At 62.4% G+C, this 13642-nt stretch carries 14 protein-coding genes; 1 reads left to right on the top strand and 13 read right to left on the bottom strand.

The window, feature by feature from the left end:
• Positions 1-112 precede the first annotated feature (112 nt).
• The 9 genes from HX817_RS20940 to exbB form a co-directional block, all read right to left on the bottom strand.
• Entirely contained in the window at positions 113-1513 is a 1401-nt protein-coding gene (locus HX817_RS20940; RefSeq protein WP_003213308.1) for an aminoacyl-tRNA deacylase and HDOD domain-containing protein, read from the bottom strand.
• 78 nt (positions 1514-1591) lie between these two features.
• Positions 1592-3667 carry an ATP-dependent DNA helicase RecG gene (gene recG / locus HX817_RS20945; RefSeq protein WP_003213306.1) on the bottom strand — a complete coding sequence of 692 codons (2076 nt, stop codon included), beginning with the start codon at positions 3665-3667 and terminating at the stop codon, positions 1592-1594.
• An 8-nt stretch (positions 3668-3675) separates the two neighbouring features.
• Positions 3676-4596, bottom strand: a complete 921-nt coding sequence (locus HX817_RS20950) for a hydrogen peroxide-inducible genes activator (protein WP_003213305.1) — start codon at positions 4594-4596, stop codon at positions 3676-3678.
• Positions 4597-4710: 114 nt separating this feature from the next.
• Positions 4711-5241, bottom strand: a complete 531-nt coding sequence (locus tag HX817_RS20955) for an iron transporter (protein ID WP_087693714.1) — start codon at positions 5239-5241, stop codon at positions 4711-4713.
• A 19-nt stretch (positions 5242-5260) separates the two neighbouring features.
• Positions 5261-6079, bottom strand: a complete 819-nt coding sequence (locus tag HX817_RS20960) for an FTR1 family protein (RefSeq protein WP_008439439.1) — start codon at positions 6077-6079, stop codon at positions 5261-5263.
• A gap of 3 nt (positions 6080-6082) precedes the next feature.
• On the bottom strand, positions 6083-6418 hold the full coding sequence (locus tag HX817_RS20965; protein WP_177041067.1) for a cupredoxin domain-containing protein: 336 nt from the start codon (positions 6416-6418) through the stop codon (positions 6083-6085).
• Positions 6419-6586: 168 nt separating this feature from the next.
• Positions 6587-7336, bottom strand: a complete 750-nt coding sequence (locus HX817_RS20970; RefSeq protein WP_003213297.1) for an energy transducer TonB — start codon at positions 7334-7336, stop codon at positions 6587-6589.
• Positions 7333-7758 (bottom strand): TonB system transport protein ExbD, encoded by a 426-nt coding sequence (gene exbD / locus HX817_RS20975; protein ID WP_003213296.1) that lies wholly within the window; start codon positions 7756-7758, stop codon positions 7333-7335. Before exbD ends, HX817_RS20970 begins: the two co-directional genes overlap by 4 nt.
• A gap of 6 nt (positions 7759-7764) precedes the next feature.
• Positions 7765-8751, bottom strand: a complete 987-nt coding sequence (exbB, locus tag HX817_RS20980) for a tonB-system energizer ExbB (protein WP_177020294.1) — start codon at positions 8749-8751, stop codon at positions 7765-7767.
• Positions 8752-8940: 189 nt separating this feature from the next.
• Between exbB and HX817_RS20985 the strand changes: the two genes are divergently transcribed.
• Complete coding sequence (locus HX817_RS20985) at positions 8941-9792, top strand: SDR family oxidoreductase (RefSeq protein WP_177041069.1); 852 nt, start codon at positions 8941-8943, stop codon at positions 9790-9792.
• Positions 9793-9835: 43 nt separating this feature from the next.
• On the opposite strand, the gene HX817_RS20990 is transcribed toward HX817_RS20985, so the two are convergent.
• The 4 genes from HX817_RS20990 to rpoZ form a co-directional block, all read right to left on the bottom strand.
• The gene (locus HX817_RS20990) at positions 9836-10579 is read right to left on the bottom strand and encodes a hypothetical protein (RefSeq protein WP_003213290.1); all 744 of its coding nucleotides are present in this window, start codon (positions 10577-10579) and stop codon (positions 9836-9838) included.
• A gap of 63 nt (positions 10580-10642) precedes the next feature.
• Positions 10643-11023 carry a RidA family protein gene (locus HX817_RS20995; protein ID WP_003213288.1) on the bottom strand — a complete coding sequence of 127 codons (381 nt, stop codon included), beginning with the start codon at positions 11021-11023 and terminating at the stop codon, positions 10643-10645.
• A 24-nt stretch (positions 11024-11047) separates the two neighbouring features.
• Positions 11048-13153 carry a bifunctional GTP diphosphokinase/guanosine-3',5'-bis pyrophosphate 3'-pyrophosphohydrolase gene (spoT, locus tag HX817_RS21000; RefSeq protein WP_008439435.1) on the bottom strand — a complete coding sequence of 702 codons (2106 nt, stop codon included), beginning with the start codon at positions 13151-13153 and terminating at the stop codon, positions 11048-11050.
• 60 nt (positions 13154-13213) lie between these two features.
• Positions 13214-13477 (bottom strand): DNA-directed RNA polymerase subunit omega, encoded by a 264-nt coding sequence (gene rpoZ, locus HX817_RS21005; RefSeq protein ID WP_003176920.1) that lies wholly within the window; start codon positions 13475-13477, stop codon positions 13214-13216.
• Positions 13478-13642: the final 165 nt, after the last annotated feature.

Genomic DNA, 13642 nt, shown 5'->3' on the forward strand with positions numbered 1-13642 from the left:
CGCCTGCATTCGCGAGCAAGCCCGCTCCCACATTCGACCGAGTTCCAACTTTGGAATGGGATTGAATGTGGGAGCGGGCTTGCTCGCGAATACGGTGTAACAGGCGCCCGATTTATCCCTGGCTGAACTGCGAAGCCAACTCGCGCAACAACGTTTCCGCGTCCAGCACCTTGCTCACCACATCCTCTGCCTTGTCCCGGGTCAGCCCCAGGCGCTCAAGCAGTTCGTCCGGGATGGATTCATCCGGCCCCGAGCCGATGCCGCGGCTGCGCAGCAAGCGCACGGCCAGGCACACCAGGTTCGGGTATTCCGCATATTGGCCGTCGTAGGTCGGGTCGTGCTGGAAGCGCAGGGCGGTGGACAGTTCGTCCGGCATGTCCCAGTAGCGCATCAACCACGCACCAATCTGCTCGCGGCTGATGCCCAGCAGATGCTGCTCGATGTAGCTGTGGCACAGGTGCGGGTTGACCTCCAGGTGCCGGCAGATCAGTGAGAAGTGCGGCGGGAAGACGTGGGCCAGCAACAGGTAGCCGAAATTGTGCAGCAGGCCGGCGAGGTACGTCAGGCCGGCTTCCGGGCGCTGGGCGCGGGGCATGGCGCGCGTCAGGCCTTCGATGACGGCGGCGGTGTAGATCGACTGGTGCCAGTACGGCGTGGCCTGTTGCGGGTGGTCCTTGGGCAGGCTCAAGGTCTTGCCCAGGGCCAGGCCGAGTGCGAGGTTGATCACCAGGTCAAAGCCCAGCACGCGCACGATGGCGTCTTCCACCGAGCGGATCTTGCCCGGCGAGGCGTAGTAGGGCGACGCGGCCCAACTCACCACCTGGGCGGCCAGGGCCGGGTCGGTTTCGACCACGCCGGTGATGTCGTCGATGGTGGCGTTGGGGTCGACCCGCAGCTTGATGATCTTTTGCGCGGTATCGGCCAGCGGTGGAATTTCGATGGTCGCTTCCAGGCGTTGCTGGATACGGCGGGCGGTGAACGCCTGCATCGCCTGGGTGATTTCCTCGCGGTCGTCATTGGGGCGATCCAGGTTTGGCCGGATGTTGCTCAGCGGCTCGCCGAAATGCGCGGCGCTGGCCTTGGTCAGCATGCTCTTGAACGCGTCGCTGGAAATCTCCAGCAGCAGCCCGGCTTCGCCCGAGTGCACCAGCACGGTCGGCTCACGCAACAGGCTTTCTTCGTACAGGCAGGGAGAACTGGTCAGCGGCGGCAGGCCGGGCAGCAGGCTCAGGCTGTGCTTGCCGAGCATGCGCTCCAGGCGCTCCGGCGACACGGCCTTGAGGCGCCGACCGGTGAGCTCGGCGAGGCGATTAAGGTCCAGCAATTGGTTCTGTGGAAACAGCACCATGAGCGCACCCACGGCATCATCGAGCAGTACGGCTTGAACCTTCTGCGCCGGGTTCAGGCCGGGGCGTTCGGTAACTTCCGTGTAGCTGATGGCGAGCTTTGCAAGCAGCGTCCGAATCACCGAGGGTGCAGTCGGTGGAGCTGTGGCGAGGGCAACTTCTGACATGGCCTGAATCCAATTTCCTACAGTCATTGGAGTATAACCAGCTTGATACAAGTGAGGGTTGTCTAAGTGAGTCAGCCGTCACACTTGGCCGTATTGCTGCCCATGTCTCAGCCAGCGATCCAGCAGCGGGCTGACGTGTTCCGGCCAACGCTCCAGTAACGCCTGGGCCGCGTCGCGCACGGCGGGCAGCAAGTCGGCATCGCGCATCAGGTCGGCGACCTTGAATTGCAGCAGGCCGGTCTGGCGGGTGCCGAGCATCTCGCCGGGGCCGCGCAGTTCGAGGTCTTTTTCGGCGATCACGAAGCCGTCGTTGGTTTCGCGCATGATCCCCAGGCGCTGGCGACCGATCTGCGACAGCGGCGGGTGGTACAGCAGCACACAGTGGCTGGCGGCGCTGCCCCGGCCGACGCGGCCGCGCAATTGGTGCAGTTGCGCCAGGCCCAGGCGCTCGGGGTTCTCGATGATCATCAGGCTGGCGTTGGGGACGTCGACGCCGACTTCGATCACCGTGGTCGCCACCAGCAATTGCAGGTTGCCGGCCTTGAACTCGGCCATTACCGCGGCCTTTTCCACCGGCTTCATGCGACCGTGAATCAGCCCGACCTTGAGTTCACCCAAGGCGCTGGTGAGGTCTTCATAGGTGGTTTCGGCGGCCTGGCAGGTCAGCTCTTCGGATTCTTCGATCAGCGTGCACACCCAATACGCCTGACGGCCTTCGGCGCAGGCGCCGCGTACCCGTTCGATGACTTCGACGCGGCGGGTGTCGGTGACCAGCACGGTGTTGACCGGCGTTCGGCCCGGCGGCAGTTCGTCGAGGATCGAAGTGTCGAGGTCGGCGTAGGCGCTCATGGCCAGGGTGCGCGGGATCGGTGTGGCGGTCATGATCAACTGGTGCGGGCTCATGCGGCCACCCACGCCTTTCTGGCGCAGGGCCAGGCGCTGCTGCACACCGAAGCGGTGCTGTTCGTCGATGATCACCAGCGCCAGATTCTTGAACTTCACTTCGTCCTGGAACAACGCGTGGGTGCCCACCACCATCGGGGCGCCGGCGGCGATCTGCTCCAGGGCGGCTACGCGGTTCTTGCCCTTGAGCTTGCCGGCCAGCCACGCGACTTCCAGGCCCAACGGTTCGAGCCAGCGCTTGAAGGTGATGAAGTGCTGCTCGGCGAGAATCTCGGTGGGCGCCATCAGCGCCACCTGATAGCCGGCTTCGAGAGCCTGCAACGCGGCGAGGGCGGCGACCACGGTTTTACCCGCGCCCACGTCGCCCTGGATCAGCCGCAGCATCGGTTCTTTCTGGCTCAGGTCGTAGGCAATTTCGTTGCCGACCCGTTGCTGGGCGCCCGTCGGTGCAAACCCCAGGTTGGCCAGGTATTGCGCAGGCAGGCGCTTGGCCTTGGGCATGGCCGGCGCGCGCAGCGAACGCATGCTCTCGCGCAGGCGCTGCTGGGATAGTTGATGGGTCAGCAGTTCTTCGAACGCCAGGCGATGCTGGGCCCAGTGATGCCCGAGAGCCAACTCGTCGACGTCGGCATCGGCGGGTGGGTGATGCAGGTAGCGGATCGCATCATCCAGCGGCGCCAGTTGATAGTCGCGCGCCAGTTCCTGGGGCAACCAGTCGGGCAGGCTTTTTGGCCCGAGCATCGTCAGAGTCTGCATGCACAGTTGGCGCAAGCGCTGCTGGGTCAGGCCTTCGGTGAGCGGGTAAATTGGCGTGAGGGTGGTGTCTACCGGCGGCGGTTCGTCGCCGGTAATCGCGCGGTATTCCGGGTGATAGATTTCCAGCCCCGAAGCACCGGGCCGGGCTTCGCCGTAGCAGCGCACGCGGGTACCACGCTTGAGGCCTTCCTTCTGGGCGTTGCTGAAGTGGTAGAAGCGCAGGCTCAGGCCGCCGGTGCCGTCTTGCAGGCGCACGACCAAACTGCGGCGCTTGCCCATGACCACGTCGGCACCGCTGACGGTGCCTTCAACCACGGCGTCCTGCCCAGGGCGCAAGTGGCCGATGGGCACCACGCGGGTGCGGTCCTGGTAACGCAGGGGCAGGTGGAACAGCACGTCCTGGAGATTTTCCAGCCCGACCTTGGCCAACTTCTCGGCCATGGCCTCCCCGACACCCTTGAGTGCCGTCACCGATACCTGCGACAGCTCAGTCATACCGTTACTTAGCTCGCAGCAGGCGGCTTGGCCACCGAACACAGGCGGATCGAGTCGGCGAGGATTTCAATCGCTTTCGGACGCGGGAAGCTCGCACGCCAGGCAATCGCCACGGTGCGGAACGGTACCGGCGGCGTCAGTGGGCGCACGGCGATTACGCCGGGGGCGTAGTGATGGCTGTCGACCGCCGACAGCGGCAGGATCGAGATACCCAGTCCGGAGGCGACCATATGGCGAATGGTTTCCAGGGAGCTGGACTCCACGGTGGTGTGCTTGGCGCCGTCGTTGCCCTTGGTCAGGGTCGGGCAGGCTTCCAGCACCTGGTCGCGGAAGCAATGGCCTTCGCCCAGCAACAGGAGGCTCTTGTCGTTGAGCAGGCCCGCGTCGATGGTGTCTTTCTGCGTCCATGGGTGGGACGCCGGCATCAGCACGTAGAACGGCTCATCGTAGAGCGGCAGCGTCAGCACATCCGCCTCGTTGAACGGCAGGGCGATGATGATCGCGTCCAGCTCGCCGTTGCGCAGTTTGTCGCGCAGCACGTGGGTGAAGTTTTCTTCGATATACAGCGGCATCTGCGGCGCGACGCGGTGCAGTTGCGGAATCAAGTGCGGGAACAGGTACGGGCCGACGGTGTAGATGGCGCCGACTTTCAGCGGGGCGGTCAGCTGGTTCTTGCCGGCCTGGGCCAGCTCGCGAATGCTTTGGGCCTGTTCCAGAACCTTCTGGGCCTGGGCGACGATGCCTTCGCCGACGGGCGTCAGGCGCACGGCGCTTTTGCTGCGCTCGAAAATCAGCACACCGAGTTCGTCTTCAAGCTTCTTCACACCCACCGACAGCGTCGGCTGGCTGACGTGGCAACGCTCGGCCGCGTGGCCGAAGTGCTGCTCTTGGGCGAGGGTAACGATGTAGCGTAATTCTGTAAGAGTCATAGCGGGCGTCCATGAGGTTGCGGGCCAAGCATACCGGCTGCAATCGATAGACGCACGTTATCAGACAGCGTAGGGGCCGCGACACCGGTTAATCGGGTATCGCCGCCCCGTATTTCACTTTTGCGGGTACTTGAAGGTGAAGGTTTCGGTGAAGGGAGCCCACCATTCAGGCACGCCGGTTTCCTTGTCTACATGGTGGAAGAAGCCCTTGATCTGTGGGCTTTCATAGCGCAGCACCACGGTGTAGGTGCCGGGGCCGTCCATTTTCACGTTGTTGGCGTAGTGGGCGCCGTCTTTGGCCACCATCGGCAACAGCGTGCCGATTTCCTTGTAGTCGGGCGAGCCCTCCTTGACCAGTGAGTAGCTGATGGTCAGGTAGGGCACCCACTCACCGTTGGACAGGCCGTATTTGTTGTCGGCGGTGGCGTGCACATCGGTCTCAAGGTGTACCGAGTCCTTGCTCATCACCATGCCTGGCGGCATGGGCGCCATTTCGATGCCCACCAGGTACGAGGAGGCGATCTCCATGTCATTGATCTGCACCGGTCCGCCAATCGGGTATTCGCGGGCTTGGGCGAGGGAGGAAGCGGCCACGGCGCTGACGAGCAGCAGTGCGGCGGCGAAGGGGTTGCGCAGGTGTTTCATGGTGGGGCTCCTGGGGCGGTTAATGTGATTGTGTCGGGCGTGAATGCAGTAAACGGTTACCCAGCACCAGGAGCGAGAGGGTGACGAGCCACGCCACCAATTGAACGCCCAGAGGTCGGTCGGTGTAGCCCACCAGCGCGGTCAATGCGCGGCCGGTGAGGCTGCCATCGGAGACCAGCCAGGAGGTGTCCCAGAGCTGGTAGCCCCAGGCGGGAATCAGGTCGATACCGGCGAGGATCGCGGCGGCCCGGCCAGCCATGCCGGCGGCAAGCAAGGCGATCATCCAGCCGGTAATCGAGAACAGACGCTTGAGGCTGATGGCGACCAGGCCGCGGTACATCAGCCAGGACAGCGCGGCGCCGGCGACGATGCCGAGCACGCCGCCGGCCAACATCGACAGTGGGTCTGTCTGGCTGGATGCGGCGATGCCATAGAGGAACAGCACGATTTCCGAGCCTTCGCGCAGCACGGCCACGGTGATGACCACGGCCAGGGCCCAGAGTGATTTTTCACCCTTGAGTACTGAATTGCCGGCGCTGCGCAGTTGGGTCGCCAGCTCGCGACCATGACTGGCCATCCACAAGTTGTGCCAGCCCAGCATGACCACGGCGACCACCAGGATGGCCGCGTTGAAAATTTCCTGGCCGAAGCCTTGCAGCGCCTGGGTGATTGCGCCGGTAAACAGCGCCAAGATGCCGGCACCGAGCACGCCGGCTGCGATTCCGCCGCCAATGAACAGCCCACGTCTTGCCAGGCCCTGGGTGGCGGCCATCACGATGCCCACCACAATCCCGGCTTCCAGCACTTCACGAAACACGATCAACAGACAGGCCAGCATGGCTTACTCCTTGGCTGCGACGGCGGTGACCGTGCCTTTGGCCTGGTCGGGGTGGTAGTCATCGAAGAAGGTGTAGGTGCCGGGATGCAGCGGGCCGGCAAACACCGTGATGGTGTTGCCGGGGACAATGATTTTTTCGAATTTCATGTCGTAGCTTTCGAACTCGTCGACGCTTTCATCGTGGCTGGTGAGTTGAATGCGAAAGCGCTCACCGGCCGGCACCTCGAACGTCGAGGGGCTGAAGGTGTGATTCTGAATGACCAGGGTGACCAGCTGATCCGCCTGTGCGGCGACGGGGAAAGCCAGTAGGAGGAGAGCCAGCCGGGCAAGGTTGGGCATGCCGAATGTCCGCTAATGAGAACTATTCGCGGATAATTAGCGTTGTCTTTAATTGTTACAAGTGAAGATCGAGTTAGGTGTCGATTCGTTCAAGCCTGGTTCAGGTTGCGGTGATGCGCGGGGGAGGGAACAGCAGCCGTGGGCACCCGAGAGTGCCCACGGTAGGGTTTAGCGGCGACGTTTTTCGATGTTGTAAACGAATGGTGCAACGATCTCGATGCTCCCGCCTTTCAACATGTCGGCCGGCGGCTTGGGCAGCGGCTGGGCACGACGGATCATGTCGAGGGTGGCGCGGTCCAGGTCGGCGTTGCCGGAGCGGCCCACCAGTTCGTAGGACAGCACGTTGCCATCGGCATCCACCACGAAACGCAGGCGGTTCAGGCCTTCCTTGCCACGCGCCTGGGCGCCCGGCGGGTACTTCTTGTACTTCTGCAGGTGGCCCAGCAGGGTACTTTCCCAGGTGGCCTTGGCCGCGATCTGCTGCGGTGAAGGGCCCGGTTGTGGCTGGGCGGATTTTTCCGTAGGCGCGTTGTTCTGCGGAGTTTCGCTCGGCGGCTCTTCGGAAGGTTTTTCCTTGGGCGGATCGGGCTTCTTCTCCACAGGCTTGGGCGGCTGTGGTTTTGGCTTGGGCTTGACCGGCTTTGGCACCTGGATCGTCGGCTTAGGTGCCTCGGCCAGTTTCGGCAATGGCAGCTCTTCGACTGGCGCAGGCGGCTGTGGCGGCGTGATCACCTTCGGCGGGGCCGGAGGTGGTGGCGCCGGCATCGGTGCCAGGTCGATGACCATGGCGGCCGGAGGCAGCTGGACCATATGTGGCGCCGACCACTGGAGCGCGATGATGATCGCGACGGCGTGGACGCCCAGCACGACGGCAAGGCTGGTGCCATAACGCGTCAGTTTGTGGCGCGTCGTGATCATTTCTTGGCTGCCGTCTCAAGTCCGACCAGGCCTACCTTGAGGTAGCCGGCCGCCCGCAGGGCATCCATCACGCTCATCAGGTCGCCGTAGTCCACGCCCTTGTCGGCCTGGAAGAAGATGGTCGTGTCTTTCTTGCCCTGGGTCTTGGCGTCGAGCACCGCGCCCAGGGTGTCGGATTTGACTTCTTCTTCGCCCAGGAACAGACGCTGGTCCGCCTTCACGCTGAGGAATATCGGTTTCTCCGGCCGCGGCGCAGGTTTCGCGCTGGAAGCGGGTAGGTCGACCTTGATATCCACGGTGGCCAACGGTGCAGCCACCATGAAGATGATCAGCAGCACCAGCATCACGTCGATAAACGGCGTGACGTTGATTTCGTGGTTCTCGACGAGCTCGTCGTCGCCTTGATTCAAATGCAGGCCCATGGCCGATTACCCCACTTTCACCATATGCGGTTGCGAGCTGCGCTCGGTAGGCAGGTGATCGAGGTCACGGCTGACCAGCAACAGGACTTCTGCCGAAGCGTCCGACACCTGCGCCTTGTAGCCGGCGATCGAACGGGCGAAGACGTTGTAGATGACTACCGCAGGAATCGCGGCAACCAGGCCCAGTGCGGTTGCCAGCAGGGCTTCGGCGATGCCGGGCGCCACGACGGCGAGGTTGGTGGTCTGGGTTTTGGCGATGCCGATGAAGCTGTTCATGATGCCCCACACGGTACCGAACAGGCCGACGAAGGGCGCGGTGGAACCGATGGTGGCCAGCACGCCGGTGCCGTTGCTCATGTTGCGACCGCAGGCGGCAACCAGGCGCTCAAGACGGAAACTGACGCGCTCCTTGATGCCTTCCTTTTCACGGGTGTTGGCCGACAGGCGCATCTCTTCGAGTGCGTCGTGAACCAGCAGGTGCGCCAGGGTGCCCTTCTTCGCCGCGCTTTCGCTGGCTTCTTTCAGGGTGGTGGCTTTTTTCAGGTGGACGATTTCAGTGCGCAGGCGACGCTTGGCGCCCAGCAGTTCGAAGCCCTTGGCGATCCAGATGGTCCAGGTGATGATCGAAGCGATGGCCAGGCCGATCATCACGATCTTCACGATGATGTCAGCGTTCTGGTACATGCCCCACGGCGACAGGTCGTGGGCCATGCCCAGGCTGTTGTCTTCTTCCAGCACGACGCCGGAATCGTCAGCCGGAGCACCTTCGGCGGCCAGGGCCGGGTCGGTCGCGGCCGGTGCGGCGGCTGGCGCAGGAGCGTTTTGCTCTGTAGCTGGCGCGCTCGCTGCAGGCGGGGCGGCCGGCGCGGTGTTGTCGGCGAACGCGGCGGTCGGTGCCAGCAGGACGCTGAACAGCACTGCAGCAATCGCACGCCAGGCGCGGGATGGGCTGTGAGGCTTGGTTGGCGAAGCGGGGGATGTATTGCGTGTCATGCTGGCCGGACCTGAGAGAAAAAAATGAGTGAGCGTCCTTCCAGACCGTAACGGGTCGAGGACAAATGGGCGGTTATTATTGCAAGTAATTCTTGTTAACAGAAGTAATACAGTTACTTTATTTGTCGTTTTGCTGGCCGCTGGTCATCTGCGGGGGCTAACCTTGACCTTTAAGAACGGAGTTTTGTGATGTCTGCGCCTTCTGTGGTGATTGCCGGTTGCGGCGATGTCGGTAGCCGTCTGGCCACCCAATTGCTGGCCCAGGGCTGGGAGGTTCATGGCCTGCGGCGGGATATTTCGCGCCTTCCCAAGGGCGTTATCGGGATTGCCGGCGACCTGTTCAATGAAGACTGCCCCGATACCTGGCCGGTGGGCGGGGTGGATTACCTGGTGTATTGCGCGGCCGCCACCGATCACGACGAGGCGGGTTATCGTGCGGCATACGTGCAAGGGTTGCAGCATGTGCTGGAGTGGCTGAACGACTACGGCCAGGAGCCCAAGCACCTGCTGTTTGTGTCCAGCAGCAGTGTGTATGGGCAGCAGAACGGTGAGTGGGTCGACGAAAGCTCCGAGACCAAGGCAGGCGGTTATTCCGGCCAAGTCATGCTGGAAGCCGAGCAAGTGGCGTTGAATAGCGGCATTCCCGCGAGCGTGGTGCGCCTCACCGGTATCTATGGCCCGGGCCGGGAATGGCTGCTGAGCCAAGTGCGCCAGGGCTATCGCGTGGCGATTGATCCGCCTTTATATGGCAACCGGATTCACGCGGATGACGCGGCGGGTTTGCTGGCGTTTTTGCTGCAGCACGTGGAGCAGGGCGGTGTGCTGGATAAGTGCTACATCGGCGTTGACGATGCTCCGGCCCCGCTGGCCGAGGTGGTTGCCTGGTTGCGCGAGTACCTTGGCGTGACCGAATGGGCCGAGAACGCCAGCGTGCGACGCGCCGGTAGCAAGCAGTGCAGCAACGCCCGGGCCAAGGCGTTGGGCTGGGTGCCGCGTTATCCGAGTTATCGCGAAGGGTATGCGGCGATCCTGGAGGGTTGATCGCGGCGTGAAGAAAAAGGAGCCTGAGTGCTCCTTTTTTGCGTCACTGCTTTTCCAGCAACCACTGTCGTGGCCCGGGGGTAAACGAGGGTACCTCGTCGGCCTGGGCGGTGTTGATCGCCTGGAAGATCTCCAGTTGCTTGCCCTTGCGCGCAAAGATCCACGGGTTGCCCTGGCCGTTCAACTGTAGCCAGATACTGTCGTAGCCGCCGCTCATGGAGGCGCAATCGCCCGCCAGGCACAGCGAGTACTGATCGGCGCCGGGCAAGCCGGTCACCTGGCCATTGGCCTGGAACTGTACGGTGGCGCCTTCGCCAGTGCCGCTGCTGATTTTCCAGGTGCCGCCCATGTAGGCGGCGTACAGGGTGCGTTCGAAGTTGGCACCCAGTGGCGCGCCTTCGGGGGCTGGATCCTTGGCACGGGCGAACAGTTGCTCGGGCTCGTTATCATTGGCCCCTTGCAGCAGCAGCTTGCCTTTACGCTTGAGTTCAGTGGCGGAGCTGCCGTAGAAATCGACACTCCAGGCGCCGGATTTTTCACCCAGCAATTTGCCTTCAGCTACTTCAAAACCGTTGTAGTAGCGGGCCTGGGACGCTTTGGTGTTCACCTCCCATTCGAGGTTCGGACCATAGCTCTGCAGGGCTTCACGCAAAGGGCCGCCCTTGGCTGCCGCGTCGATGGCGGCCTGGTTGATCCAGGTGCCGCTCACATCCAGGTCGGCGGGATTGCTGGCGCAGCCGCCGAGCAACAGGGCGAGCAACGAAGAGGCAACGAGCGCTTTGCGCATTACGAAATCCTTCCAAGAACCAATTCGGCGCAGCCTTCCCGTGGAAGCGCTGCGCCGGATGTTTTACTCGATGACCAGAATGGCGTCCATCTCAACCTGCGCGCCCTTTGGCAGGGCGGCAACGCCGATGGCGGCGCGGGCTGGGTACGGCTGTTCGAAGTACTTGCCCATGATCTCGTTGACCTTGGCGAAGTGGCTCAGGTCGGTGAGGAAGATGTTCAGTTTGACGATGTCCTTGAACGAACCGCCCGCAGCTTCGGCAACCGACTTCAGGTTTTCGAAGACCTGGATGGTCTGGGCTTCAAAGCCTTCAACCAGCTCCATGGTTTTTGGGTCCAGTGGAATCTGGCCGGACATGTAGACGGTATTGCCCGCCTTGATCGCCTGGGAATAAGTACCGATTGCTGCTGGTGCCTTGTCGCTGGTGATAACAGTCTTGGTCATGAATGACTCCTTGTAATGGATGGGCTAGGCGCGCATGCGGGTGATGCGGATGACCCCGGTCAGGGCGCGCAGTTTCTTGATCACGCGGGCCAGGTGCACGCGATCGTGCACGCTGACCACCAGTTGGACCACGCTGATGCGGCCATCGCGTTCGTCCATGCTGATTTTCTCGATATTGCCGTCGGCCGCGTTCACGCTGCTGGCCAGCAGGGCGATCAGGCCGCGCTGGTGTTCCAGCTCGACCCGCAGCTCGACGTTGAATTCGCCAGTGACATCCTTTGCCCACGAAAGCTGGATGCATTTCTCGGGGTTGTGGCGGATTTCACTGATGTTGCGGCAGTTGTCCAGGTGCACCACCATGCCTTTGCCGGCGGACAGGTGGCCGACAATCGGGTCGCCAGGGATCGGCGTGCAGCACTTGGCGTAGCTGAGCACCAGGCCTTCGGTGCCGCGAATCGCCAGCGGGCCTTCGGGGCTTGGCAACTGTTCGCCTTCGCCCAGCAAGCGGCGCGCGACCACATAGGCCATGCGGTTGCCCAGGCCGATGTCTTCCAGCAAGTCTTCGATCAGTTCCTGGCGGTACTCGTGGAGCATCGCCTGAACGCGTTCGGCCGGGATCTTGTCCAGTGAGCTGTCGAAGCCGTTGAGCACCTTGTTCAGCAGGCGTTCGCCCAGGCTGATGGACTCGGAACGGCGTTGCAGTTTCAGGGCATGACGGATGTGGGTGCGAGCCTTGCCCGTGACCACAAAGTTGAGCCAGGCCGGGTTCGGGCGCGCGCCCGGTGCGCTGACGATCTCCACCGTGGAACCGCTTTGCAGCGGTTCCGACAGCGGGGCCAGTCGACGATTGATCCGACAGGCTATGCAGCTGTTACCCACGTCGGTGTGCACCGCGTAGGCAAAGTCGACCGCCGTGGAGCCTTTGGGCAGCTCCATGATCCGGCCTTTGGGCGTGAACACGTAGACCTCGTCCGGGAACAGGTCGATCTTCACGCTTTCGATAAATTCCAGGGAGTTGCCGGCACGTTGCTGCATTTCCAGCACGCCCTTGACCCACTGGCGGGCGCGGGCATGGGTGCCTTTTGGCTGCTCGTCGCCGGTGGATTTGTACAGCCAATGGGCGGCGATGCCGTTGTTGGCCATCTCTTCCATTTCGCGGGTACGGATCTGGATCTCGATCGGCACCCCGTGCATACCGAACAGCGTGGTATGCAGCGACTGGTAGCCGTTGGCCTTGGGAATCGCGATGTAATCCTTGAAGCGTCCGGGCAGGGGCTTGTACAAATTATGTACAGCACCCAGCACGCGGTAGCAGGTATCGACCTTGTCGACGATGATCCGGAACGCGTACACGTCCATGATCTCGTTGAAGGCCCGGCGCTTGCCGCGCATCTTCTTGTAGATGCCGTAGATGTGTTTCTGCCGGCCGCTGACTTCGCCCTCGATCTCATCGATCGCCAGGCAATGGCTCAGGGATTCTTCGATCTTGTTGACGATTTCCTTGCGATTGCCCCGGGCGCGTTTCACTGCCTGGTAGATGCGCGCGGAACGCATCGGGTGCATGGCCTTGAAGCCGAGGTCTTCGAACTCGATACGAATGGCGTGCATGCCCAGCCGGTTGGCGATGGGCGCGTAGATTTCCAGGGTTTCCTTGGCGATGCGCCGGCGTTTTTCACCGGACAGCACTTCCAGCGTGCGCATGTTGTGCAGCCGGTCGGCCAGCTTGACCAGGATCACCCGGATGTCCCGGGCCATGGCCATGGCCATCTTCTGGAAGTTTTCCGCCTGGGCTTCGGCCTTGGTCTCGAAGTTCATCTGGGTCAGTTTGCTGACCCCGTCGACCAGTTCGGCCACGGTTTCGCCAAATTGCGCACTGAGCGCTTCCTTGGCAATGCCGGTGTCTTCGATCACGTCATGCAGCATCGCGGCCATCAGGCTCTGATGGTCCATGTGCATGTCGGCAAGAATATTGGCCACGGCAAGAGGATGCGTGACATACGCCTCGCCACTGCGGCGGCGTTGGCCGTCGTGGGCTTGTTCGGCGTAGAAATACGCTCGGCGGACCAGGTTGACCTGGTCTGGGCCGAGGTAGGTCGATAAGCGATCGGCGAGGGCGTCTATGCTCGGCAAAGTATTAACTCCTGCCGTTGGCTGTGACCCCGCGCCGTGCTACGTCGACCAGGCATAGGCTTAGACGGCCTCGTTGGACTCGTCCTCGAACGCTGCAAACAGCGGTTCGTCTTCAACGATTTCGGCGTTGGCGATGAACTCGTAGCTCATCAGGCCTTCAGCGATTTCACGCAGGGCTACAACGGTAGGCTTGTCGTTTTCCCACTGGACCAGGGGCTCTTTGCCGCCAGTGGCCAGTTGACGGGCACGCTTGGTAGAGAGCATGACCAGCTCAAAGCGGTTATCCACGTGTTCTAGGCAGTCTTCAACGGTTACGCGGGCCATGGTATTCCTCGGAGCGAATGCAATATGCGCGCTGCCCGGTTGGGCGAGCGGACTGAACAGTTTAAAAAATCACCAGCGTTTAGGGAAGCGCTGATTTTTCGCAGGCCATCGCAAACGCGCTACAAGTGCCAATGTAAAGCCCCTGCAGCGGTTTTGGGAAGAGCC

The sequence above is a fragment of the Pseudomonas sp. C6002 genome, assembly GCF_013385805.1.
GTDB lineage: Bacteria > Pseudomonadota > Gammaproteobacteria > Pseudomonadales > Pseudomonadaceae > Aquipseudomonas.

Bases quoted from the DNA above. Each gene is read 5' to 3' on its own strand.
- HX817_RS20940 (WP_003213308.1), bottom strand. From the start codon at position 1,513: ATGTCAGAAGTTGCCCTCGCCACAGCTCCACCGACTGCACCCTCGGTG.
- recG (WP_003213306.1), bottom strand. From the start codon at position 3,667: ATGACTGAGCTGTCGCAGGTATCGGTGACGGCACTCAAGGGTGTCGGG.
- HX817_RS20950 (WP_003213305.1), bottom strand. From the start codon at position 4,596: ATGACTCTTACAGAATTACGCTACATCGTTACCCTCGCCCAAGAGCAG.
- HX817_RS20955 (WP_087693714.1), bottom strand. From the start codon at position 5,241: ATGAAACACCTGCGCAACCCCTTCGCCGCCGCACTGCTGCTCGTCAGC.
- HX817_RS20960 (WP_008439439.1), bottom strand. From the start codon at position 6,079: ATGCTGGCCTGTCTGTTGATCGTGTTTCGTGAAGTGCTGGAAGCCGGG.
- HX817_RS20965 (WP_177041067.1), bottom strand. From the start codon at position 6,418: ATGCCCAACCTTGCCCGGCTGGCTCTCCTCCTACTGGCTTTCCCCGTC.
- HX817_RS20970 (WP_003213297.1), bottom strand. From the start codon at position 7,336: ATGATCACGACGCGCCACAAACTGACGCGTTATGGCACCAGCCTTGCC.
- exbD (WP_003213296.1), bottom strand. From the start codon at position 7,758: ATGGGCCTGCATTTGAATCAAGGCGACGACGAGCTCGTCGAGAACCAC.
- exbB (WP_177020294.1), bottom strand. From the start codon at position 8,751: ATGACACGCAATACATCCCCCGCTTCGCCAACCAAGCCTCACAGCCCA.
- HX817_RS20985 (WP_177041069.1), top strand. From the start codon at position 8,941: ATGTCTGCGCCTTCTGTGGTGATTGCCGGTTGCGGCGATGTCGGTAGC.
- HX817_RS20990 (WP_003213290.1), bottom strand. From the start codon at position 10,579: ATGCGCAAAGCGCTCGTTGCCTCTTCGTTGCTCGCCCTGTTGCTCGGC.
- HX817_RS20995 (WP_003213288.1), bottom strand. From the start codon at position 11,023: ATGACCAAGACTGTTATCACCAGCGACAAGGCACCAGCAGCAATCGGT.
- rpoZ (WP_003176920.1), bottom strand. From the start codon at position 13,477: ATGGCCCGCGTAACCGTTGAAGACTGCCTAGAACACGTGGATAACCGC.